Genomic DNA, 24,184 nt, shown 5'->3' with positions numbered 1-24,184 from the left:
TTTACGGAGGAGGCGCGGGCCGTAGTTCACGGCCCGCGCCCCGTTGGGGGCGGGTGCTCTGCGGATCAGTCCCCGACGACCGCGGTCTTCTGGTGGGCGTTGGCGACGGCACCCGCCCACAGTCGGATGTGATTGATCCGGCCCGGCAGCTGGCTGCCCCAGGCGCTGTTCAACCAGCCCTGGCCGACGGCCAGGCCGCCGGTGCCCGCGGCGGCCGTGAAGGCGGTGGGTACTCCCTGCCGGTCGACCAGGTAGAGGCTGATCTGTTCCGACTGGGCGTCGTAGGCGCCGACCAGCTGGACTTCGGTGCCCAGAACGGCAGTCTCGTTGCTTTGCACCGAGGCACCGGAACCATCGGCAGTGAGGCGGCCGAAGTGCCAGCGGCCGAGTGCCCAGGTCTCGGACAGGGGCTCGCCGGTCTCCTCGTTGATGACGGGCTCGCCGTTCTCGTCCAGCACCTCATGGCCGGTGGCGTCGACCCCGGTTTTCTCGAACCAGAGGCCCCACGACGAGCCCGTCGCTGTCCGTTGGCCCAGGATCTGCGCGGCGTAGCCGTTCGGCTTGCCTGCGAGAGCGGCTCCGTCGACGAGCGCCTCCACGGCCACGGTGAACGAACCCATCGGATCGACGAGCTGGGCACCGGCGAATTCGCCGCCGCCGGTGCCGTCCAGGACGATGGACTCCCCGTTCAGGCTCGCGCCGGCACCCAGATCGAGTGCCGCACCGTAATTGCTCGTCGTGTCCGTGAGGGAGGTTCCGGAAGCACCGGAAGCGTTCAGGTCGGCGACCAGTTCCAGGTGCGGCATCCCGGTGTCGTCCGGACCGTCGAGCACTCGGGCGTCGGTGGCGATCTGTTCGGCGGTCCTTGCCGCCTGCCAGACCGTCACCTCGTCGATCTCCCCGGGGAAGTGGTCGACGAAGGCGCCCTTGTACTTCACGCGGCCCAGCTGAAAGCTGCCGGAGGCCGACCAGTTGGTGGTGATCGCGTCGGTGTTCTGGAGCTTCCCGTTGACGTACAGGGAGAGGACGTTCTTATCGTGATCCACGACGGCGGCCAGGTGCGTCCACACCTTCGTCTGCGCCGGGTGCTTCGCGTTCACCCGCTGGTTGTCCAAGGACGTGGACGCGGCGTCTGCGTCGGCCAGGCGCACGCACCACGTCTGGACGTTCTCGCAGTAGCTGAGGAAGAACGGGCTGTAGTAAGTGCCGTCCTGGCTCGCCACGGTGAAGTGCTGACCCGTCGTGTCCAGCCGTGCCCACGCGGACACCGTGTACGACGCGGCTGTCTCCAGAACCGGCTTCGCCGTGGAGGCGTACGCCGAGTTCTTCAGCCACATGCCCTGATCTGAGCCCAGTACAGCAGGCTGAGTCTCGGTCGCGGCAGTCTTCACGACCTCGCCGCGCCGCCCGTTGGGCGTTCGCGTGGCGCCCGACAGCGTCAGGTCGTTGCGCAGGGTGGGATCGGCGGTGGAGGAATCAATGGCTGCGCCGCTGACCTCGTCGAAGTTCCAATGGGCGATCGCGTCGGGGCCCTCGCTGACCAGGAACCGGACGATCTGTTCGTCGCCTCCGAGCGGATAGGCCGCCGATTTCGCCTGCACGTGCAGGAGCTTCGTCCCGGAGGACGAGGGCGTGATCGTCGCCCGGTAGGTGGCGCCGCTCATCCACGGCGACCATGTCGAGTCCGTCGACAGCCTGTAGCGGTAGCCGGTGTTGGTGCTGGTCTCACCGACTCCCGGACCGAAGAGTACCGTTCCCGGCTTGCCCGGCTCACCTCCAGGGGTGCAGGCGCCGCCGGACACGCACTCGCTGTAGACCGTCCAGGAACTCACGGTCGGCTTCTGCGGCGCCTTGCTGTCGACGAGGAAGTAGCACCAGGGGGACGCGGCGCTGGTCAGATAGCTCTGCTCGTTGTTGTAAAGAGAATCGGTGAACGCGTGGTAGCGGTACAGCTTGCCGTCGGTCAGGGGGTTGTCCCAGTCCTTCGTCTGTGCTGGGAAGTTCTGCAGAGTGCTGCTGTAGGAGACATAACCGGAGGTCGGCTTGTGTGAACCGGTACTGGGCTGGGGCGCGTCCGACCACGTCGTGCCGCTCTTCACATCCACGTCGAAGTACACACGCAGGCGGGCCTCGGCCTCACCGCCGATCGCCGTCTCCGGGGTGGCCAGGAGGTCCGGCCTGGGATCGGTGATCACGCTCGGCGACGAGTCCGAAGTGCTGCACACCCGGCTTGCACCGGCTTTGATGCCGTATGCGGTGGGGGTGGCGGGCTTGCTCACGTAGCTGACGGACAGGACGGCGTCGTCGTCGAACCGCTTCCACGAGACGGTGTCGCTCTCGTCCTTGGCCATTAGCATCAGCGTGAGCCGGGGGAACTTGCCGTCGGCGAAGGTCTTGACGGTCGCCGTGAGGTTCTCGTCCGTCTCTTCCGGATTGTCGTTGAAGCTGATGGGCGCCTTGGGCTGGGAGGGGGAGCACAGCGAACCGCGCCCCGCTGACACGAGTCGGTCCCCCATCTGGTCCAGCTTGGTCGGGCCCGGCCACTTCGTGGCGGATGAGATGTTGTTGGTCCGCTCCAGGTCGACCCAGCGGGCGTCACAGGAGAACGACCACGTCTCCGTCACCGAGAAGGTGGCGTCCAGGACGTGCTTGCCCTTGAGTTTGTCCGGCGAGAACTCGAAGTACATGCGGTTCACGTAGCCGTTGCCGCAGTAGTACGACACCCCGCCGATCACAGCTGAGCCGCACTTGCCGACACTCATGCCGTTGGTGCCGCCCGAGAAGTTGTAGAACACGTCGCCGTCGGAGGACAGCACCGTGCGCTCAGACTCATTGAGCTCGACAGACGGGTCGATGTAAAGCGGCAGTTCCGCCTCGATCGTCTTGGCGATCAGGCCGGCATCGGGGATCACCTTCACGGATCCCTCGGCCACAGCGACGTCCATTACCGCAGCCTCGTCGCCGGCACCGGGGCCGCTCAGCGGATCGCCCTCATGCGGCGGAGCGACGACCACGGGGTCCGTCGCATCGGCGGAGGGCGACATGCGAACACCCAGCGGACGCAGACCTGCTGTTTGCACCGACGGTCCTGCGGCCGGCTCCGGGGCCTGGGTGCCGGGCGCCCCTGCGGCTTCACCGGCCGAGTTCCACATCTGCGCGCTCGGAGAGCGGAAGACAACCTGTCCGTTGGGATCCACCGCCTCCATGCTGCCGGCAGCACCTGCCCGGACGGTCAGTCCGTCGGCGTCCAGCCCGTACGTGATGGTCCGCAGCCCTGGGTCGGCGGCCGCTTCGAGCGTCTCGACCTCCAGGACCTGACGGAAGCCCTCCGTCGTGGCGGTCAGGATGAGATTGACATCGGGCCGCACGTTCTCGTACACGGCTCGCGCACCCTCTAGGCGCGGCTCGGGAAGAATGCCGGGCCACCCCAGCGACACGGACCGCCCCGTTTCACCGATGGTCACCAGGTCGGCGCCAGAACCACCGCCCGAGAAGGAGATGTCGACCGCCGCGGCCGTCGGGCCGACAGTGCCGTCGGCCCGTTTGACCAGCGACGCGTTCGGAATTGTCCAGCCACCGTCTGCGGTCTTCACGCGGACCGGAATGGTCGACTTCTCCAACGTGAAGGTGCTGCCGTCAGGGTTGGCGAACACCGTCTCCCGCTCTGTGCGCTCCTGGACGACTTCGACCCGCTCGCCCGTGTCCTTGGCCTGGGCCAGTGCTACGTCGGACGGAGTGGGCAGCGTCTGCTCGGCGGCGCTCGCGGGCATCGCCGTAAGGGGCAGATTCGGGCTGGCGGTCAGAGCCAGAGCAAGGGCGGTGATCGCGCCGTACAATCCAGCGGCGCGACCTCTGGGAAGTTTCATGACGCTCTCCGTGCGGAAGCGGTCAGGTGACCGATGAGTGGGGACAAGGGCATGGGCATGGTGAAGACCGTTTCGATGGAGGGCGCCCGGGAACGCGCTGGACGGTGCGTGCGGACGCGATGTGTGCGAGGCATCAGGACATCGCGGAGTGCAAACCGGCATGGTGTGCCGAGACAGTGGTGCGCAGGGATGAGTGAGATCCGGAGGGTCGGCGAGGTATCCCTGGGGCTCGAGCGGTGCCCGAACGCTAACCGGACCGCTGCCGAGAGCCGCCCGGACGGTGCACTCAGGCATGAAAATCCGCTAAACAGACAGGTCATGCCTGATCCCCCACCCCTAGGAAACACGCAGCCCCCCGCGTGTTGACCGGCAGGTTACACGGTGGTTGAGCGACCCCCGCCGGGGGCCGAAAGGGGCGTCGGGATGAGTACCTCCGGCTCGGCTCGCTGCTTGTCACGCGCTGTCATGCGGCGAGCGAGGCAGTCGGTCAGCAGCGTGCATGGGTCCCGCCTGCCACCGACGTGCCGGGGATGGTCAACTATTCCCGAAGCGGGGCGGGATGCCCGGGGCATGCTGTCCGCGAGCGGGCCCAGACTGCGGACTGTGTGCGCCGCTGTGTTGGGGTGGCTGGCACACCATCCCTCACCTGCTGGGATGCCGATTGACGCCCAGTAGGCACGAGGCCATAGTGTCCCCGGCCGAGCCGATCGGCCGGATCAAGGGGTGGGGACACATGCACAACAGCACGGAGGCCGACTCGGTGCGCTCGCACGTGCGCGAGCTGGTGAGAACGGGGCAGTTCGCGCGAGCGCGGCGGGCGGCTAGCGACGGACTCGACGGGCCGGCGGGCCAGGCGGACTCGGAACTGTACGTGCTGCTGGGCCGCTCCCATGCAGCCGAGGACGACGACGCCCACGACGACGCGGCGGAGCGCGTCTACCGCGACGGCCTGGAGGCGTTCCCCGACGACCTCGACCTCCTGGCCGCCTACGCGGAGTTGTGCGCGAGGAGCGATCCCAACGAGCGGCCCTTCCGCGTCCGGCGGGGACGGGACCTCGTCGAGCGGCTGCGCGACATCGCGCCGGACGCGCCCCAGACCCGACGTGCTGTGCAGGCCCTCGGCGGCGAGGAGGGGACTGAGCGGGGACCGTCGGCCGCACGGACACAGCGCCACGACGCACGAGCCGCGCTGGCAGGGCGCCCCATGCGGGTGGCTCGGGACGCGGCCGTGGCCCTCGCGGCGGCCGAGCCGGACGAGGAGCGGCAGGTCGTGCTCGCCCACACGCTCACGGCCCTGACGCGGCCGGGCCGCCCCGCGCTGCGGCCGCTGCTGGTCAACCCGGCGGCGAGCGGCCTGGTAACGGCGGTGGCGGCGGCCGTGCTGCTGCTCGCGGTGCCGGCGTGGGACCTGGAGCCGTGGTGGGGCTTCGCCGCCCTGCTGTGCGCCGCGCCGACGCTGACCCTGTCCGCTGTGCTGCGCGGGGCGAGGCGCCGTGCCGCGGCGCGCTGGCTGCCTCCGGCCGGAGCCGCCGCGCGTGACGCTTCCACTCAACTGCCCCCCGTCCCCGTCAGACGCGGCCGTGAGCGGGCGATCGGAGCGCTCACCCTGTCCGTGGTCCTCCTGGCGGTCGCCGCGTCCGCGGCCTGGTCGCACCACCGCTACCTGGACTACCCGCGCTACGAAGTGGCCGCTCCGCAGACCTTTGGCGATCTGGTCCTGCTGACCGACACACCGACCAGCAGCGCCCTCGCCGGCCTGATGGACGAGAACCCCTTCCCCGACGCACAGAACTTTCACTTCCTCTACGGCACCGAGGAGGGCCCGCTCGGAGCCCTCGTCGCCGGCGCGGTGGGCGACTTTCACAACCTGCCGTACGACGCAATAGGGCAGCTGCGCGCCGGCTTCGCGAGGGGAGGCGCCACCGCCGTCGAGTCCACGTGGCGGCCCGACCCGGGACTTTACGGCGGATCGATGGAGTGCATGTGGCTGAACCCAGGCGACGAACGCCCACCTGTCGTGTGCATGTGGGCCGACAAGGGCAGCATCGGCCTGGTCCTCTCCCGGCCTGACCGCAGCCGTCCGAGTGAGGAGTCCATCGCAGAAACCGCCCGCGACCTGCGCGAGGCGATCCTGCATCAGGGATGAAAGGACGGGAGAGGGATCGAGACGGATTTGGCCGTCGGCCTTGACCAGGCCGGAGCCCCGTGACGCGCGCGAAGTTCCGCTTGGACCACATGCACAAGTCGTGCTGAGTCCTGTTCTGAGCGGACCGGCCTCTATCGGGCAGGCCCCGCGGTAGGTACGGAAGTGATGGGGAGCATCAGCCCACCACGCGTGCCACCAGCAGCCCGTCCCACCCCTTCACCCCCACCGTCTGCACCACCGTCCCATCCAGCCGCGGCTCCTCCGCCACCAGCCGGTACATCTCCCGCGTGCCCACCACCGCCGGGTCCTCGCTCGACGCGTCCGTCACCGCGCCGCCGCGCACCACGTTGTCCACCACGATCACGCTTCCCGGGCGCGTCAGGCGCAGGGCCCATTCCACGTAGTGGGCGTTGTTCGCCTTGTCCGCGTCGATGAAGACCAGGTCGAACGGGCCCGCTCCCGGCTCCGCCGCCAGGCGGGGCAGCACGTCCAGCGCGGCACCGGTCCTGACCTCGGCGACCTTGTCGCAGCCCGCACGCGCGAGGTTCGCGCGGGCCACGTCCGCATGGGCCGGGTCGTACTCGATCGAGATCAGCCGGCCGTCCGCGGGCAGCGCGCGGGCCAGCCAGATCGTGCTGTAGCCGCCCAGCGTGCCGATCTCCAGCGCCGTGCGCGCCCCCTGGATCCGGGCCAGCAGGTGCAGCAACTTGCCCTGGTTCGGGGCGACGTTGATCGACGGCAGCCCCGCCGCCTCGCTCGCCGCCAACGCCCCCGTGAGCGCCTCGTCCTCGGGCACGAGAAGCTCGCCGACGTAGCGGTCGACAGCGTTCCACCGGTCCTGCAGTCGGTCCTGCGCAGCGTCCTCAGTCATACAGGCCACGCTATTTCAGGGCACCCGCGGCGGCACACGAATCGGCGCCGGCGGTGCGACCGGATCGCGCCGCCGGGCCCATACCCGCCACAGCACCGCCGCCGACGCCCCGGCCGCGACCGCGCCGAGCGTCAGCAGCCACACCGGTACGCCCCCGAGCGTCAGCAGGTCGTCGTCCCACACCACCCGCCGAAAGGGTGTGTCCTCGGCGGCTGCCCGCAGCTCGTGGTCGCCGTTGATGCGGGACGGGTCGGGAAACTCCTGGTCGAGGACCGTGAGGAAGCGTTCCTGCCCGCCCGTGAGACGGCCCAGCTCCCCGCCGGGCGACGTCACCCGCCCCGCATACGTCACCTCCGGCTCGCTGCCGCCGATCGCCGAACGCGGCTCCATGCGGTGCCCGGCGAGCACGAACAGGCCGAGGGACTGCGCGCTGTCCGCGCGCCGCGACAGCCGCATCGGATAGACGAGTTCGTCGCTCGCGAACCGCAGCCGCAGCGGGTCGAGCGTGCCCGTCAGCACCGCGCCCTCCTCGCGCGGCGCGAGCCGGACGGCCACGTACTCCCAGCCGCGGTCGACGTACGGCTCCAGGTCGCCGGTGAGGCCGGCGGGCATCTCGAAGCCGTTCTCGTCCAGCCAGTCGCCCAGCGCGCCGGGGTCGGTCGCCGTCAGCCGGGCCACGTCGAAGTCCCCCAGCCGTTCGCGGCCCACCACGCCCACCCCGTCGCCCGGGGCCACCGCACCCGGCGGCGCGGCCGCCGCCCCGTCCACGTCGTCGAACGGCCAGTCGCCGCCGCGCGGCCAGAAGTGGTGCCGCTCACGGTGCTCCGGCGCGGCGATGCGCACCAGTTCGTCGAAGAGCGCTTCGTTCGCGAGGTCCACGGTGGCCCGCCCCGGCACCGGCATGATCCACGCCGCGCGCGGCGTGTCGGACGCGACCGTGAAGCGCATGACGATCTGCTCGGTGCGGCCGTCCCAGTCGACGACCGAGGTCTCCCGGCCCACCGAGATGTGTGCGTTCCGGTCCGGCACCATCGCGCCGCAGCCGCAGGCGTGGGCCGGTGCGACGAGCGCGCCGAGCTGGAGGCCGAGCAGCAGCAACAGGACGACGAGCACGCGCGAGCGCGGCCCGTGTTCTTGTATGTTCCCCCGCATGCCTGCTGTGACGAGGCCGCATGCCCCGGCGGTTCCGGCTGGTCAGCGCCTTCGGCCGCGACGCGGCAGCGAAATCCGGACGGTAACGGGGTGACAGTCGGGCGAAGAGGGGGTTGCCTGTGTCTTTCGGACGGGGCAGTGCGACGCTCCACCGACGCCCTGTGAGGCCGGCACAGGACGACAGGACCGCAGGACCGCAGAACCAGAACGACACAACGGTGGCAACTGTGGGGAGGCGCGGCGCGACGTGGCGAACGCGGAGGGCAGCGTGCGCGGCAGCACGGCGACGGACGCGAGGATCGGGGCGGCCAGGGCGGCGCTGTGGCTCCTCGCCGCCGTCCTCGCCGTACGGCAGACGGCGGCGGTGCTGCGGCAGCCTCCCGGTCAACGGCTCACCGACCTGGAGACCTGGACCGGCCCCAGCGGCGTGCTGCACGTGACGGGCGGCCTCTACGACGCCGACCGGTTCACCGGCACCCCCTTCGCCGGGCTCGTGCTCAGACCGTTCGCCAGCTCCGCCGAACAGAGCCTGGGCGTCGCCTGGACGTTCGGCACCCTGCTGCTCGTGGTCGCCCTCGGCCTCGTCGTCTCGCGCGCCCTGCCCGTCCCCGTGTCGCGCCGCAGCACCCTGCTGGCCGCGCCGGTCGCCATCAGCCTGCTGATGCTGTCCCTGCCGGTGCGCAACAGCTTCCACCTCGGCCAGACCAGCATCATCCCCGTCCTGCTCGTCCTCCTCGGCTGCTTCGCCGCGCGCGGGGAGCGGTCCTCCGGCCTGCTCATCGGTCTCGGCGCGGCCCTCCAGCCCACCGTTGTGCTCTTCGCGCCGTTGCTGTGGTTCACCGGCCGCAGGCAGACCGCCGCGACCGCCACGGGCGCCTTCACCGGACTCTCCGCCCTCGCCTGGGCGGCGCTGCCCGGCGACTCGTGGACGTACTGGGTCCACCACGTCGCCGGCGCCGGGCTCGGCGCCCGCCCCGACGACCTCGCCAACCAGTCCCTGCACGGCGCCCTGCTCCGCCTCGGCCTCCAGGGCCCGCTGGAGACCGCCCTCTATCTGGCGCTCGCCGCGGCCGTCGCGTTCCTCGGCCTGCGCCGCGCCGTCCACTACGCCCGCGACGGCCAGGTCCTCCTCGCCGTCGCGCTCACCGGCTGCGTCGCCGTCGCCGTCTCCCCGACGGCCTGGCAGCACCAGCTGCTGTGGGTGCTCCTCGCCGTCGTCGGCCGGGTCGGCAAGCGCGCCTGCGACCGCATGCTGTGGCCGGTCCTCGTCGTCCTGGTGACGACCCTCCCGGGCACGATGCTGCTGCCCAACATGACGGTGCTGCACCCGATCCGCGACAACGCCCTGCTCGTCGCCGCGCTCGCCGCGGCCTGCGCGGTGCCGTTCCTGTCGCTCGAGTCGCCGTACTTCCGGCGCCCCGTCCCCACGCGGTACGCCCGGCCCGTGCCCGCGCGCTGGAGCCGCGTACCGCTGCTCCCGTTCTGGCGGCGCGTGCTCAGCCGCCCGAACCTCCTCCTCGAACTGCTGGTGACACGGGTCGGCTATTCCGTGTACGCGCACATCCGCGCCGCCGCGACCGGCAGCGTGGACGCGGCGGAGTCCCACGGCCGGCAGATCCACTCCCTCGAGGGCGCACTCGGCATCGACATCGAGCACTGGGTCAACCAGGCCGTCGTCCGGACGGACTGGCTGGAGGCGTTCTTGGATTTCTACTACACGTCCTTCCACTTCGTGATCCCGCTGGGCATCCTCGGCGTCCTGTACGTCCGCCGTCCCTCCGACTACCGCTGGGCCCGCTCCTCGCTGGCCTTCGCGACGCTGCTCGCGCTGCTCGGGTTCTGGCTGTACCCGCTCGCGCCGCCGCGCCTGATGCCGGGCATGGGCTTCGTCGACACCGTGCACGGACCGCAGGACCTGGCCGACCCCGACTACGGTGCGATGACGGCCGTCACCAACCAGTACGCGGCCATGCCGTCGCTGCACTTCGGCTGGTCGCTGTGGTGCGGACTGGTCGTGCTGGTGCTCGCGCCCACGCTGTGGCTGAAGCTCGTCGCGCTCCTGCACCCGCTGTTCACGGTGTGCGCGATCGTCACCACCGCGAACCACTGGGTGCTCGACGCGGCCGGCGGTGCGGCTGTCGTCGGCGCGGGCTTCGGCCTCACGTACCTCCTGGGCGGACGCCGCCAACTCCAGGTCCCGGCCAGTGCCGTGCCGCACGCCAGGGCGGCGGAGGCCAAGGAAGCCGCCGCCACACGCGCGTGATCCCCGGCAGGTGCGCACGTGCGTGATCCCCGGAGGGTGCGGGACGTGCGTCCCGCACCCTCCGGGGTGGATCGTCGCGTTCAGCCATCGTCCGACAGGTCGGCCGGTTGCGCCACTTGAGGGGCGGCCGGAGCGAGCTCGAACCACACGGTCTTGCCGGTGCCGCCCCGGCCGCTCTCCACGCCCCACTTGTCGACGACGGCGTCGAGCAGTGCGAGCCCACGCCCGTTCTCGTCGTCGTCGCCGGCGTGCCGGAGCACCGGCAGCCGCTCGTCGCTGTCCGACACCTCGACGCGTACGCCGTCGGGATGCCGCAGGATGAGGAACCCGCAGTGCCCGCCGGGCACATGGCGCACGACGTTGGCCAGCAGCTCGGTGACCGCGAGCTCGACGGAGTCGGCGAGTTCGCGCAGTCTCCACAGCGTCAGGTAGCAGCGGACGATCCGCCGCATGTGACGCGCGGAGTGGGCGCCCACGGTGAGGCGCATACCGTACTGGGGAATGTCTTCGTTCACGGTACGAGCTTGGCCTGCGGTGACTACGCTGGGCTACCGGACGTACGCAACGTGCCGAGCCGTTGCGGCAGTTGAGCGAGTCGAGCCGCAGGTTCCCGCCATGTCCGTCGTCCGCCACATCATCGCGCCGATCCGAGCGCCTCACCGCTCGCCTACTACGGCTATGAACCGCGCCGTCACCGCGAGACGGCGGGCCTGACACAGAAACAGCTCGGCGGGATCGTGGCTCGCTGGTGGGCCGTGGGGGAACGGCCCGGAAGCTGCCGACTGCGGAGTTCAGCGAACGCGTGGACGCGGCGCTCGGGACGGGCGGTCTGCTGTCGCGGCTGGTCGGCCTGGTGCTGCGCAGCCAGCTCTCCGCGTGGTTCCGGCAGGTGGCGGAGCTGGAGGCGCGCGCGACGGAGATCTGTTCGTTCCATACGGATCTGGTGCATTGTCTCCTGCAGACGCAGGACTATGCACGTGCCGTGCTCGGAGCTCTGGATCAGCCCAGGCTGGAGGATCGAACGGCGGTCCGGCTCGCCCGCCAGCGGATCTTCGACAAGGAGGAGCCACCCGTGTTCTGGGTGATCGTCGGAGAAGGCGTGCTTCGTCAAAACATGGGCGGCACCGGTGATGCGCGGTTAGGTGATCAACGAGACGTCTCAGCCCGGGGCACTCCGGAGGCCGCCGCGTGAGTCATCCGCCGAACGGATCCGTTAGGGTCGAAGACCAGGTCGGAGGGCAGTTTCGCTGCGGTCCAGGCAGCGGGCAGGGCTGGCGGCGATGCAGCGGCGGACGATGTTTCGGGCCGGCTCGCCCTTGGTGCAAAGCCGCGTTCATGGCAGATTTTTGCTGTCCGGCGCCGCCAACGGTCGAAGGTCCAAGACTTCGGCGGGTACCGCTCCGGTCGACCAGGGATCGGCCATGGCCGGTGGCTTGGGCGGCGAAGAACTGCTCGGTGCAATGCGGCCCCGGACGAAGCCGGTCGCTGCCGTGATCGGCAGCGGGGGTGAAGCGCTTTCGCGCGCGAGCTTCGCCTGACCAACTTACGATGATTCGTGGATCACTCGGGGTTCGAGCGACGGGCCGGTCCAGAGCCGGCAGGAAGCAGGCTCACATGGCTGAGCGGCTCAAAAGGTCAGGGTTGATCGGCGAGCTGTCGTCCGAGTTCCTCGGCACCATGATTCTCATCCTCTTCGGTTGCGGTGTGGTTGCCCAAGTGGTCGCGGGCGGAGCCCTCACGGACCCCGCGGGCGGCCTCGGAGACCACGACAGCATCGCCTGGGCATGGGGCCTCGGCGTCACCCTCGGCGTCTACACAGCAGCACGGCTGAGTGGTGCACACATCAATCCCGCGGTGACCCTGGCCCTGGCCGCGTTCAAGGGATTCCCGTGGAGCAAGGTGGCGCCCTACGCGCTGGCCCAGACGGCGGGTGCCTTCGTCGCGGCGCTGCTGGTGCGGTGGAACTACACCGAGGCGCTGGCGAAGGCGGACCCCGGCCACACGATCAAGACGCAGGGCGTCTTCTCGACGCTGCCGGCCAATGGCAACACGAATCTGCCGGTGTACGAGTGGGGCGCGTTCCGGGACCAGGTCATCGGCACCGCGATCCTGCTGCTGCTGGTGATGGCGGTTACCGACCTGCTGAACACGCCCCCCGGTGCCAATCTGGCGCCGTTTATCATCGGCCTGATCGTCGTGGGAATCGGTATGGCCTGGGGCACCAACGCGGGCTACGCGATCAACCCCGCCCGTGACTTCGGGCCGAGGCTGGCGAGCTTCCTCACGGGATACGGCGGAGCGTGGCGAGATCAGTACGGGAACTTCTACTTCTGGGTGCCGATCGTCGGTCCGCTGATCGGCGGTCTCCTCGGCGCCTTTGTGTACAAGTTTTTCGTCGGCCGGTTCTTGCCGTCCGCGGAACCGGAACTGCCCGGACGAGTTCCCACCCCCGAGAGGTGACCGGCCTCGCGTGAGGCCGCCAACTCCAGTCCATCCAGGAGACTCCATCCAGGAGAAGAGGCGAAAAGCCATGGCGGACTTCGTCGGCGCGGTGGACCAAGGAACCACCAGCACACGGTTCATGATCTTCGATCACGTCGGCAACGAGGTGGCGAGTCACCAGCTGGAGCACGCCCAGATACTCCCGCGGTCGGGTTGGGTCGAACACGACCCGGTGGAGATCTGGGAACGCACCAACTCGGTGATCCAGAACGCCCTCCGGCACGGCAACCTGTCGCCGGACGACCTGGCGGCGATCGGCATCACCAACCAGCGGGAGACGACCGTCGTCTGGGACCCCCGCAACGGCCGTCCGTATTACAACGCCATCGTCTGGCAGGACACCCGCACCGACTCGATCGCGGCCGCCCTGGAGCGCTCGGGCCGGGGCGACGTGATCCGCCGCAAGGCGGGACTGCCGCCGGCGACGTACTTCTCGGCCGGCAAGATCCAGTGGATCCTGGAGAACGTCCCCGGTGTCCGCGAGGCGGCGGACCGGGGCCACGCCCTGTTCGGAAACACCGACGCGTGGGTTCTGTGGAATCTCACGGGCGGGCCCGAGGGCGGCATCCACGCCACCGACGTGACCAACGCCAGTCGCACCATGCTGATGAACCTGGAAACCCTCGACTGGGACGACGAGTTGCTCGGGTTCTTTGGTATCCCGCGGTCGATCCTGCCCACCATCAACCCGTCCTCCCACCGGGAGGCGTTCGGCGTGACCCGCACGTCCCGGCCGCTGCGGGCCGCCATTCCCATCACCGGTGTCCTCGGCGACCAACAGGCGGCAACCGTCGGGCAGGTCTGCTACTCACCCGGCGAGGCCAAGAACACCTACGGCACCGGCAATTTCCTGGTGCTGAACACCGGCACCGAACTGGTCCGCTCCGAACACGGCCTTCTGACCACCGTGGCGTACCAGTTCGGCGACAGCCCCGCGATCTACGCCCTCGAGGGTTCCATGGCGGTCACCGGGTCGGCGGTGCAATGGCTGCGTGACCAGCTGAAGATCATCACTGACGCCGCCGACAGCGAGCGTCTGGCCCGCACGGTCGAGGACAACGGCGGCATCTATTTCGTCCCCGCCTTTTCGGGGCTGTTCGCCCCGTACTGGCGCTCCGACGCCCGTGGCGCGATCGTCGGTCTCGCCCGGTACAACGACGGCGGCCACTTGGCGCGGGCCACCCTGGAAGCCATCTGCTACCAGAGCCGCGACGTGGTGGAGGCCATGGAGCAGGATTCGGGCGTCCACCTGGACGTACTCAGGGTCGACGGCGGTGTGACGGCCAACGATTTGTGCATGCAGATCCAGGCCGATGTCCTCGGCGTACCGGTCAGCCGGCCCCTCGTCGCCGAGACGACCGCGCTCGGTGCCGCGTACGCGGCAGGTCTTGCCACGGGGTTCTGGCGGGACACGGATGAACTGCGTACTCACTGGCAGGAATCCAAGCGCTGGGAGCCGCAGTGGTCCGAGGAGCAGCGCGCGGAGGGATACGCAGGCTGGAAAAAGGCGGTGGAGCGAACGCTCGACTGGGCGAAGGTGGAATAGACCCGCCGGCTCAAGGCGGGGGTTGCATCGCGGGATACCAGGCCGGTGCACGTGGCCCACGACCGCAGCACGAGGAGGTGAGACCATGGTGAGCCCGTTGCCTCTCTCGCCCCACTCACGAGCCCGAGCCCTTGCCGGGCTGGGTGGAGGAGAGCTGGACGTCCTCGTCGTCGGTGGCGGGGTCGTGGGCGCCGGGGCGGCCCTGGACGCAGCTACCCGGGGCCTGCGAGTCGGCCTCGTCGAGGCCCGGGACTGGGCCTCGGGTACGTCCAGCCGCTCCAGCAAACTCATTCACGGCGGTTTGCGTTACCTCGAGATGCTGGACTTCCGGCTGGTCGCCGAGGCGCTGAAGGAGCGCGGACTGCTGCTGCAGCTCCTGGCCCCCCATCTGGTGCGTCCGGTGCCGTTCCTCTACCCATTGCAGCACCGGCTTCTGGAGCGTCCGTACGTGGGAGCCGGCGTTCTGCTGTACGACACGATGGCCGCAGCCTCCGGCGGGGCCGGCGGCCTTCCCCGCCACCGACACCTGCTCAAACGCCAGGCACTGCGCGAGGCACCCGCCCTGCGCTCCGACGCCTTGGTCGGAGCAGTCCAGTACTGGGACGCCCAGGTCGACGACGCCCGACACACCATGTTTCTCGTCCGTACCGCAGCCGCGTACGGGGCACTGGCCGCCAATCGCGCCCGCGTCAGTCGCTTCCTGCGCCAGGGCGAGCGCGTCGTGGGCGCTGTGGTGACGGACCTGGAGACCGGAGAACAGACCGAGGTACGGGCCAAGCAGATCATCAACGCGACTGGCGTGTGGACCGACGACACCCAATCGATGGCCGGCACCCGCGGGCAGTTTCACGTCCGCGCTTCCAAAGGCGTGCATCTGCTGGTCCCGCGTGACCGGATCAACTCCCGCACCGGCCTGATCCTCCGGACCGAGAAGAGCGTGCTGTTCGTCATCCCTTGGGGACGGCACTGGATCATCGGGACGACCGACACCGACTGGAATCTGGACAAAGCCCATCCCGCACTGAGCGCCAGAGACGTCGACTACCTGCTCGAACACGTCAACCGCGTACTGGCCACACCGCTGGTCGCGGAGGATGTCGAGGGTGTCTACGCCGGGTTGCGTCCACTCCTGTCGGGGGAGGCCGCGGAGACCAGCAAACTGTCCCGGGAGCACCTGGTCGCGCACCCGGTCCCAGGGCTTGTGGTGGTGGCCGGCGGCAAGTACACGACCTATCGGGTGATGGCCAAGGACGCGGTCGACGAGGCGGCCCGCAGTCTGGACGAGAAGGTGGCCGCCTGCATCACGCAGCGCGTGCCGCTACTCGGCGCGGACGGCTATCCGGCCCTATGGAACTCCCGGCACCGCCTCGCCCAGCGCTCCGGACTGCATGTCGCCCGCATCGAGCACCTGCTCAACCGCTACGGCTCCTTGGTTCCCGAACTGCTCGACATGGTCGCCGCTGATCGTTCACTCGGCGAGCCGCTGCCCAGTTCCGACGATTACCTCCGCGTCGAGGCCGTCTATGCCGTGACCCACGAGGGAGCCCGCCATCTGGAGGATGTGCTCGCCCGGCGTACCCGGATCTCCATCGAGTCGTGGGACCGCGGCGTGGACGCGGCAGGCACGGTGGCCGGGCTGATGGCCTCCCACCTGAGGTGGGACCGGGCGCACCAGGACCGCGAGGTCGACCACTACCTCAAGCGAGTGGCGGCGGAACGAGAGGCCCAGCAGCAGCCGGACGATCAGACCGCCGACGCTGTACGGCTCGGAGCCCCCGACATCATCCCGGTGCGTTGAGCTTTCCGGCCCGCGCCTGAAGAAACGAGCCTCACTGGCCCCGGTCGGAGCCGGGCGGCCGGACCGTCATCGTGGCGCTGCACCGCAGCCTTGCACCTGGGACCCTTCGATCCATCCTTCGCCAAGCCGACTGGACTGTCGACGTCCTTGAAGAGCACCTGAAGTAACCCCGTCGCAGGGCTCTGACGGCAATGCTGATGGCAACCGGACCGCGGCTGCTGAAGGCTCCTCGGTCGCGCGGAGGGCGTACACGTGGCCGCTGCGCTCTCCGCGCTCCTGGCGTTGGGCCCGACAAGTACGAGAAGCGGACCGATCGGCCAGAGGTCAACCGATGCGCACCCGCAGCTCCTTGATCCCGTTCAGCCACGCGGAGCGCAGGCGGCGCGGGTTGTCCGCGAGTCGCAGGTCGGGGAGCGCGTCGGCTATCGCCTGGAAGATGAGGTCGATCTCCATCACCGCCAGCGACTTGCCCAGGCAGAAGTGCGGGCCGCCGCCGCCGAAGCCCAGGTGGGGGTTCGGGTCGCGGGTGATGTCGAAGCGTTCGGGGTCGGTGAAGACCTCCGGGTCGTTGTTGGCCGAGGAGTAGAACAGGCCGACCCGGTCGCCCTTCCTGATGCGGGCGCCGCCCAGGTCGACGTCCTGGGTGGCCGTGCGCTGGAAGGAGACCACCGGCGTCGCCCAGCGGACGATCTCCTCGGCCGCCGTCGCCGGGCGCTCGCGCTTGTAGAGCTCCCACTGCTCCGGGTGGGTCAGGAACGCGTGCATCCCGTGGCTGATCGCGTTGCGCGTCGTCTCGTTCCCGGCCACCGCCAGCAGGATCACGAAGAAGCCGAACTCGTCGGAGGAGAGGTTGCCTTCGCCCTCGGCCGCGACCAACTGCGTCACGATGTCCTTCGCCGGGCACTCCTTGCGGGCGGCCGCCAGGTTCATCGCGTACGAGACGATCTCCATCGCCGCCTCGGTGCCGACCTCCGCCGTGATCGCGTACTCGGGGTCGTCGTAGGCGGCCATTTTGTTGGACCAGTCGAAGATCTTGGCGCGGTCCTCCTGGGGGACGCCGATGAGTTCGGCGATCGCCTGGAGCGGGAGTTCGACGGCTATCTTCGTGACGAAGTCGAAGCCGCCGTCGTCGTCGGCGGAGGCCAAGGCGGTCGAGACGATCGAGCGTGCCCGGCGGCGCAGGGCGTCCTCCAGTGAGCGCACCGCGCGCGGGGTGAAGCCGCGCTGGACGATCTGGCGGACGCGGGTGTGCTCCGGCGGGTCCATGTTCAGCATGATCAGCTTCTGGACCTCGATCTGGTCACGGCTGATCGACTCGTTGAAGCGGATGACCGCCGTGTTGGTGTTCGACGAGAACAGCTCGGGGTGCGTGGAGACGTATCTGACGTCCGCGTGCCGGGTGACGACCCAGTAGCCCTCGTCGTCGAAGCCGGAGACGCCGGTCGGCTGTGTGCACCACGAGACCGGGGCCGTACGCCGCATTTCGGCGAACTCCGGGTGGGGGACGCGTGCCTGGAGGAGGTCCGGGTCGGTGAAGTCGAACCCGTCGGGCAGATGAGGGCAGGACATCGGCAGCTCCGCGTTCGTGGTCGGAGGGTCTGACGGCCCATCAGAAGGTGTCCGAAAGGTAGTAACGAGTTCTACAAGTGGCAAGGGTCACGGCCGCAACAGTTGCCTGGAAAGGGCGCACTGGAGACGTGCACGACCCTTGCGTACCGGCGGTAGCACTTACGACACTTCAGGTGGAACTAGAACGCGTACCAGTTCGTGAGCAGGGCCCAGGGCGCCGGGACGCCCGGAGGCCGCGCGAGGAGAGGACGAGCTCATGGCCGCGGAACCCGTCATCGTCGAAGCCGTACGCACCCCCATCGGCAAGCGGGGAGGACTCCTCGCCAACCTCCATCCCGCCTACCTGCTCGGCGAGACCTACCGCGAACTCCTCGGCCGCACCGGCATCCCCGCCGACTGCGTCGAGCAGATCGTCGGCGGCACCGTCACGCACGCCGGCGAACAGTCCATGAACCCCGCCCGCACCGCCTGGCTCGCCATGGGCCTGCCGTACGAGACGGCCGCGACGACCGTCGACTGCCAGTGCGGGTCCTCGCAGCAGGCGAGCCACATGGTCGCCAACATGATCGCGTCCGGTGTCATCGACATCGGCATCGGCTGCGGCGTGGAGGCCATGTCACGGGTGCCGCTCGGCAGCGGGTCCAAGCACGGGCCCGGCAAGCCCTTCCCGGACGAGTGGAACGTGGACCTGCCCAACCAGTTCCACGCCGCCGAGCGGATCGCGCAGCGCCGCGGGCTGACCCGCGAGCGCGTGGACGCCCTCGGGCTCCTCTCGCAGGAGCGGGCCGCGATCGCCTGGAGCGAGGAGCGGTTCAAACGCGAGACGTTCGCCGTGCAGGTGCCGACCACCGAAGAGGAGCAGGCCGCCGGCCAGGGCATGTGGCGGCTCGTCGACCGCGACGAAGGACTGCGGGACACCTCGATGGAGGCGCTGGCACGGCTGAAGCCGGTCATGCCGAACGCCGTGCACACCGCCGGGAACTCGTCGCAGATCTCCGACGGCGCCGCCGCCGTGCTGTGGGCGTCCAAGCGGATGGCGCGGGCGCTGAAACTCAGGCCCCGCGCGCGGATCGTCGCGCAGGCCCTCGTCGGGGCCGACCCGCACTTCCACCTCGACGGCCCGATCGACGCCACGCGCGCGGTGCTCGGCAAGGCGGGCATGTCGCTCAAGGACATCGACCTGGTCGAGGTCAACGAGGCGTTCGCGTCGGTCGTGCTCAGCTGGGCCCAGGTTTTCGACCAGGACCTGGAGAAGGTGAACGTCAACGGCGGAGGCATCGCCCTCGGCCACCCTGTCGGCGCGACGGGCGCGCGCCTGATCGCCACCGCCCTGCACGAACTGGAGTGCGCCGACAAGGAGTTCGCGCTGATCACGATGTGCGCCGGCGGCGCGCAGGCGACCGGGACGATCATCCAGCGGCTGTAGAGCCGGCGCGCCTTGACCTCGACCGAGGTTGAGGGAGCAGTCTCGACGTCATGACCACACAGAGGGATCACCACGACATCAGCACGCTCGTCAGCCGCCTCTTCCGCGCCCTGGACGCCAGGGAGTTCGCGGACGGATGGGGTGCGGGCTACTTCACGGACGACGTGCGGACCACGACTCCGGTCGGCGACGCGGCAGGCGCCGATGCCGTACGTCACACCGAGGTCGCCATCGGCCGGTTCGCCCGCACACAGCACTTCGCCTCCGACGTCCTGGTGGACGTCGGAGGCGACGGGGAGACGGCGACCGCCTCCTGGAACGCGCTGATGGTGCACGTCCACCACGACTCGACCCTGCGGCAGCGCGGCGACGGGGCGAACCCCCTGTTCACCGTCGGCGGGGTGTACGAGACGGAGCTGCGGCGTACGCCCGGCGGCTGGCGGATCAGCCGCATGGACGTGCGGGCCGTGTGGACCACGGGCGAGCCGCCCGTGGTGACCGCGTGACGGTTCCTACGTCTCAGCGGCTCCGGATCCGCTATGGTCTCGGCGGGCGCGCTTGTCGCTGTCCTCAACAGGGCTTCCAGGGCACCCCGGGCGCCCCCGGCTCCCAAAGCCTCCAGGGCACCCAGGGCTCTCCCGGTCCGCAGGGCACCCAGGGCCTCCAGGGCACCCAGGGCGTCGGCACCGGACCCACCGTGGAAAACGCTGGTGCGACCGTCGGTCCCGGCGCGACGTCGACTGCCCCCTGTCCGGCCGGAACAACGGCTGTTGGTGGAGGTTACGCTTTCACCGGTGACAATCCGGCGGATGGCGTCGTGTTCAGCGATGCGACGCCGACGCTTGACGGGTGGCAGGTCCAGAACAAAAGCACGTCGGTCAATTCGCTGACCGCGCCGCGGCTGAGCGCACACGTTCCGGCCGCCGCGGCGGTGCCGGTCCGTGCGGACCGCACAGGTCACACCGCGACGTACCGGGCGGGCGCGCTGCCGGGCACCTCCTCCGCCCGGCCGAGCTTCACCAGCCGCCGCAGATGCGACTCGGCCTCGGAGACCGCGATGGTGCGGGAGCCGTACGGGATCCCGGCCCAGGGCCTGTTCCACTCCATCCGCTCCGCGACCTGCCAGGGCGTCAGCGGCGTCGACAGCAGGCGCAGCAGTCCCGCGAGCCGCTCCTCGTGGTGGGCGAGCAGCTCCCGCACGCGGCCCGTCGCGTCGGCGAAGGCGTGCTGGTGGGCGGGGAGCACCTCGGCGACACCGAGCCGGCCGACGCGTTCGAGGGAGTCGAGGTAGTCGCCGAGCGGGTCGGTGACGGTGTCGTCGTCCGGGTCCTCGTACAGCCCGATGTGCGGGGTGATGCCGGGCAGCAGGTGGTCCCCGGAGAAGAGCCGGCCGTGCCCGGGGCGCTGTGCCGGGTGGTCCTCCTCCAGGTGCAGGCAGACGTGCCCCGGGGTGTGGCCGGGCGTCCACACGGCGCGCAACCGGCGGCCCGCGAGGTCGAGCAGTTCGCCGGGGACGATCTCGCGGTCGGGCAGGGCGGCGCGCAGTCCGGGCAGCCGTCCGCCGCCGGCGGCCCGCATGGCGCGCAGGGGTGCCAGGTGTTCCTCGGGCGCCCCGGCCCGTTCCAGCTTGTCGGTCAGGTAGCCGAGCCACACGCCCGGTTCGGCCCCGCGGGTGCGGCGTACGACGCCGGCGTCGGCGGGGTGCATCGCGATCCACGCCCCGGACGCCTCGCGGACGCGTCCGGACAGGCCGTGGTGGTCGGGGTGGTGGTGGGTGACGATCACGCCGTGGATCTCGGCGGCCGAGGTCCCGCAGGCTTCGAGGCCGGCGGTGAGCGTGTGCCAGGAGCCGGGGTCGTCCCAGCCCGTGTCGACGAGCACCGGGCCCCGGTCGGTGTCGAGGAGGTGGACGACGGTGTGGCCGAGAGGGTTGTCGGGAATCGGGACGCGGAGGGACCGTACGCCGCCTCCGTGGTCGGTCACCTGCGTCATGGAGTGCTCATCTCCCGTCCGCCGAAGAGCCGTTGCCCGTGCGTCGATAATAGCGAGAACTGGTTCTCATGGTTGCCTCGGTCTCCTGCTGGCGTCGGGGAGCTGTGCGCTGCCGACGGCCGTGGGTAGCCCCGTCGTCGTCGCGGCCGGTGATCGTGCCTCACCCGTGGACTCCTGGAACAGGAACTGGTATCAGTTCTGAAACACCGTCAGATACGGCGTGGGTCACGGCGCCGGACACGGCCGGCCCAGCGGGAGGCAGCGGTCATGACCGACTTCCAGGAGTACCGACAACTGTTCATCGGCGGCCGGCTTGCCGATCCGCTCGGGAGCGACACCATCGAGGTCGTCTCCCCGCACACCGAAGAGGTCATCGGCCGCGTCCCGCACGCCTCGCGCGCGGACGTCGACCGGGCCGTCGCCGCTGCGCGCCGCGCCTTCGACGAAGGCCCCTGGCCCCGGATGTCCCTCGCCGAACGCATCGAGGTCGTCTCCCGGATCAAGGACGCGATCGCCGTACGCCACGAGGAGATCGCCCGCTGCATCAGCGCGCAGAACGGCTCCCCGTACTCCTGGAGCGTCCTCGCCCAGGCCCTCGGCGCGATGATGGTGTGGGACGCGGCCGTCACGGTCGCCCGCGGCTTCGCCCACGAGGAGCACCGCGACGGCGTCCTCGGTCCGGTGCTGGTGCGCCGCGAGCCCGTCGGTGTCGTCGCGGCCGTCGTTCCGTGGAACGTCCCGCAGTTCACCGCCGCCGCCAAGCTCGGCGCGGCGCTCCTCGCGGGCTGCACCGCGGTCCTCAAGCCGTCGCCCGAGTCGCCGCTCGACGCGTACCTCCTCGGCGGGATCGCGCAGGAGGCCGGGCTGCCGGAGGGCGTGCTGTCGATCCTTCCCGCGGACCGGGAGGTGAGCGAGTACCTGGTGGGCCACCCCGGCGTCGACAAGGTGTCGTTCACCGGCTCGGTCGCGGCCGGCAGGCGCGTCATGGAGGTCGCCTCCCGCAACCTCACCCGCGTCACCCTGGAGCTGGGCGGCAAGTCGGCGGCCGTGATCCTGCCCGACGCGGATCTCCCGGGGGCCGTCGCCGGGATCGTCCCGGCCGCGTGGATGAACAACGGGCAGGCGTGTGTGGCCCAGACCCGTATCCTCGCGCCGCGCAGCCGGTACGACGAGATCGCCGAGGCGTTCGCCGCGGCGGCCTCCGAACTGGTCGTCGGCGACCCGCTGGACGCCGCCACCCAGGTCGGGCCGCTGGTCGCCGAACGCCAGCAGCGGCGCTCGCTCGACTACATCCGCGTCGGCCAGGACGAGGGCGCCAAGATCCTGAGCGGCGGCGGTCGGCCGGCGCACCTGGACCGCGGCTGGTACGTGGAGCCGACGCTCTTCGGCGGAGTCGACAACTCCATGCGCATCGCCCGCGAGGAGATCTTCGGCCCGGTGATCTGCCTGCTGCCGTACGGGGACGAGGACGAGGCCGCCGCGATCGCGAACGACTCCGACTACGGGCTGAGCGGCAGCGTGTGGACCTCCGACGTGGAGCACGGCATTGACTTCGCGCGCCGCGTCAGGACGGGCACGTACAACGTCAACACCTTCAGCCTCGACATGCTCGGACCGTTCGGCGGCTACAAGAACTCCGGTCTCGGGCGGGAGTTCGGCCCCGAGGGATACGGGGCGTACCTGGAGCACAAGATGATCCACCTGCCCGCCGGATGGGAGGCACGGGCCGATGGGTGACCGCTGGCACGTCGAGGTGGACCGGAGCGTGTGCATCGGCTCGGGCATGTGCGTGGGCCACGCCCCGGACGGCTTCCGGCTCGACACCGCGCGGCAGTCGCACCCGCGCGCCGAGACGGCGGACGCGAGCGAGGAGGTGCTGGCCGCGGCCGAGAACTGCCCCGTCGAGGCGATCACGCTCACGCTGCTGGACGGCGGCGAGCCGGTCTTCCCGCCGGAGGACTGACTCCCGGGGGGCACCCGGCTCGCTTCCGGGGCTTCACCCCCGTAGGTGCCCCCCACCCGGTCCGAGCGGCCCCGGTCCTTGCGGAACGCGCTGGGTAGGGTGGGCCGACAGCACACCGTGAACCGGAACGAGGAGCAGACGTGAGCGAGCCGGCGTCCATCGCCCTGCAGCAGGAGATCGCCCGGGAACTCGAGGTCGCCGAGACCTTCGAGGCCGAGCGGGAGATCGAACGCCGGGTGGCCTTCCTCGCCGAGCGGCTGACCTCCACCGGCCTGCGCTCCCTCGTGCTCGGCATCAGCGGCGGCGTGGACTCCACCACCACCGGCCGGCTGTGCCAGCTCGCCGTCGAGCGGGCCCGGGCGGCCGGCCACGAGGCGCGGTTCTACGCGATGCGGCTGCCCTACGGAGTCCAGGCCGACGAGCACGACGCCCAGCTCGCGCTCTCCTTCATCCGGGCCGACCACGTGCTGACCGTCGACATCAAGCCCGCGAGTGACGCCGCGCTCGAGGCCACGCTGGCCGCGGGCGTGTGCTTCCGCGACGCCCACCACCAGGACTTCGTGCACGGCAACATCAAGGCCCGCCAGCGCATGATCGCCCAGTACGCGGTGGCCGGCGCCCACGGCGGGCTGGTCGTCGGCACGGACCACGCCGCCGAGGCGGTCTCCGGCTTCTTCACCAAGTTCGGCGACGGCGCCGCCGACCTGGTCCCGCTGACCGGCCTGACCAAGCGCCGGGTGCGCGCCGTCGCGGACGCGATGGGCGCGCCCGCCGAACTGGTGTGGAAGACCCCGACGGCCGACCTGGAGACCCTGGACCCCGGCAAGGCCGACGAGGACGCGCTCGGGGTCACCTACGACGACATCGACGACTTCCTGGAGGGCAAGCCGGTGGACGAGCGCGCCTTCGAGACGATCGTCACCCGCTACCGCCTCACCGACCACAAGCGCCGACTGCCCATCGCCCCCTGAGGCCGCCGCGCGGCTTGTCGGCGACCGGCGGCGTGGGCCGGCGCGCCGTCGCCCAGCCCGGCGGTCCGGCGGAAGAGCAACTGGCGCGCCGTCGCCGCCCGGGCCCGGCTGCGCGCGGC

16 protein-coding genes and 1 pseudogene are annotated in these 24,184 nt (G+C 70.3%); 11 read left to right on the top strand and 6 right to left on the bottom strand.

The annotated features are described in order from the left end of the window. Window positions 1-65 precede the first annotated feature (65 nt). On the bottom strand, window positions 66-3,866 hold the full coding sequence (locus ACLB9X_RS02770; protein ID WP_410358552.1) for a LamG-like jellyroll fold domain-containing protein: 3,801 nt from the start codon (window positions 3,864-3,866) through the stop codon (window positions 66-68). Between the two features lie 733 nt (window positions 3,867-4,599). Here ACLB9X_RS02770 and ACLB9X_RS02765 point away from each other — a divergent pair. Continuing rightward, on the top strand, window positions 4,600-6,012 hold the full coding sequence (locus tag ACLB9X_RS02765; protein ID WP_410358551.1) for a hypothetical protein: 1,413 nt from the start codon (window positions 4,600-4,602) through the stop codon (window positions 6,010-6,012). Between the two features lie 175 nt (window positions 6,013-6,187). On the opposite strand, the gene ACLB9X_RS02760 is transcribed toward ACLB9X_RS02765, so the two are convergent. Further along, window positions 6,188-6,883, bottom strand: a complete 696-nt coding sequence (locus tag ACLB9X_RS02760) for an O-methyltransferase (RefSeq protein WP_410358550.1) — start codon at window positions 6,881-6,883, stop codon at window positions 6,188-6,190. Window positions 6,884-6,898: 15 nt separating this feature from the next. Beyond that, window positions 6,899-8,035, bottom strand: a complete 1,137-nt coding sequence (locus ACLB9X_RS02755; RefSeq protein ID WP_410358549.1) for a DUF2330 domain-containing protein — start codon at window positions 8,033-8,035, stop codon at window positions 6,899-6,901. A 247-nt stretch (window positions 8,036-8,282) separates the two neighbouring features. Between ACLB9X_RS02755 and ACLB9X_RS02750 the strand changes: the two genes are divergently transcribed. After that, window positions 8,283-10,298: a bifunctional glycosyltransferase 87/phosphatase PAP2 family protein gene (locus ACLB9X_RS02750; RefSeq protein ID WP_410358548.1), complete on the top strand. Its 2,016-nt coding sequence runs from the start codon at window positions 8,283-8,285 to the stop codon at window positions 10,296-10,298. 80 nt (window positions 10,299-10,378) lie between these two features. Here the strand turns inward: ACLB9X_RS02750 and ACLB9X_RS02745 are convergent, their stop codons facing one another. Continuing rightward, entirely contained in the window at window positions 10,379-10,813 is a 435-nt protein-coding gene (locus ACLB9X_RS02745; protein ID WP_410358547.1) for an ATP-binding protein, read from the bottom strand. Between the two features lie 129 nt (window positions 10,814-10,942). On the opposite strand from ACLB9X_RS02745, the pseudogene ACLB9X_RS02740 reads away from it, so the two are divergent. The 4 genes and pseudogenes from ACLB9X_RS02740 to ACLB9X_RS02725 form a co-directional block, all read left to right on the top strand. Beyond that, window positions 10,943-11,421, top strand: a pseudogene (locus tag ACLB9X_RS02740) (Scr1 family TA system antitoxin-like transcriptional regulator); the annotation flags it as partial. A gap of 491 nt (window positions 11,422-11,912) precedes the next feature. Beyond that, on the top strand, window positions 11,913-12,758 hold the full coding sequence (locus tag ACLB9X_RS02735; RefSeq protein WP_410358546.1) for an MIP/aquaporin family protein: 846 nt from the start codon (window positions 11,913-11,915) through the stop codon (window positions 12,756-12,758). A 70-nt stretch (window positions 12,759-12,828) separates the two neighbouring features. Then, window positions 12,829-14,346: a glycerol kinase GlpK gene (gene glpK, locus ACLB9X_RS02730; protein ID WP_410358545.1), complete on the top strand. Its 1,518-nt coding sequence runs from the start codon at window positions 12,829-12,831 to the stop codon at window positions 14,344-14,346. Window positions 14,347-14,431: 85 nt separating this feature from the next. Then, on the top strand, window positions 14,432-16,144 hold the full coding sequence (locus ACLB9X_RS02725) for a glycerol-3-phosphate dehydrogenase/oxidase (protein ID WP_410358544.1): 1,713 nt from the start codon (window positions 14,432-14,434) through the stop codon (window positions 16,142-16,144). A gap of 324 nt (window positions 16,145-16,468) precedes the next feature. Here the strand turns inward: ACLB9X_RS02725 and ACLB9X_RS02720 are convergent, their stop codons facing one another. After that, window positions 16,469-17,713, bottom strand: coding sequence for a cytochrome P450 (locus ACLB9X_RS02720; RefSeq protein WP_410358543.1), 1,245 nt, complete (start codon window positions 17,711-17,713; stop codon window positions 16,469-16,471). Between the two features lie 256 nt (window positions 17,714-17,969). Between ACLB9X_RS02720 and ACLB9X_RS02715 the strand changes: the two genes are divergently transcribed. Both ACLB9X_RS02715 and ACLB9X_RS02710 read left to right on the top strand, forming a co-directional pair. After that, window positions 17,970-19,139 carry a steroid 3-ketoacyl-CoA thiolase gene (locus ACLB9X_RS02715; protein ID WP_410358542.1) on the top strand — a complete coding sequence of 390 codons (1,170 nt, stop codon included), beginning with the start codon at window positions 17,970-17,972 and terminating at the stop codon, window positions 19,137-19,139. A gap of 50 nt (window positions 19,140-19,189) precedes the next feature. Further along, on the top strand, window positions 19,190-19,645 hold the full coding sequence (locus ACLB9X_RS02710; RefSeq protein WP_410358541.1) for a nuclear transport factor 2 family protein: 456 nt from the start codon (window positions 19,190-19,192) through the stop codon (window positions 19,643-19,645). A gap of 451 nt (window positions 19,646-20,096) precedes the next feature. Here the strand turns inward: ACLB9X_RS02710 and ACLB9X_RS02705 are convergent, their stop codons facing one another. Next, entirely contained in the window at window positions 20,097-21,131 is a 1,035-nt protein-coding gene (locus tag ACLB9X_RS02705; RefSeq protein ID WP_410358540.1) for an MBL fold metallo-hydrolase, read from the bottom strand. Window positions 21,132-21,398: 267 nt separating this feature from the next. Between ACLB9X_RS02705 and ACLB9X_RS02700 the strand changes: the two genes are divergently transcribed. The 3 genes from ACLB9X_RS02700 to nadE all read left to right on the top strand — a co-directional run bounded on the left by ACLB9X_RS02700 (window position 21,399) and on the right by nadE (window position 24,065). Next, entirely contained in the window at window positions 21,399-22,868 is a 1,470-nt protein-coding gene (locus tag ACLB9X_RS02700) for an aldehyde dehydrogenase (protein WP_410358539.1), read from the top strand. Then, window positions 22,861-23,094 carry a ferredoxin gene (locus tag ACLB9X_RS02695; RefSeq protein ID WP_410358538.1) on the top strand — a complete coding sequence of 78 codons (234 nt, stop codon included), beginning with the start codon at window positions 22,861-22,863 and terminating at the stop codon, window positions 23,092-23,094. The genes ACLB9X_RS02700 and ACLB9X_RS02695 overlap by 8 nt, the downstream gene beginning before the upstream one ends. A 140-nt stretch (window positions 23,095-23,234) precedes the next feature. Further along, window positions 23,235-24,065, top strand: coding sequence for an ammonia-dependent NAD(+) synthetase (gene nadE / locus ACLB9X_RS02690; protein ID WP_410358537.1), 831 nt, complete (start codon window positions 23,235-23,237; stop codon window positions 24,063-24,065). Window positions 24,066-24,184 lie beyond the last annotated feature (119 nt).

This window comes from Streptomyces sp. 5K101 (genome assembly GCF_046506645.1).
In the GTDB taxonomy this organism is placed as follows: Bacteria; Actinomycetota; Actinomycetes; order Streptomycetales; family Streptomycetaceae; genus Streptomyces.
The sequence above is the reverse complement of the archived record's forward strand: the minus strand, read 5'-3'. Positions and strand labels throughout refer to the sequence as shown.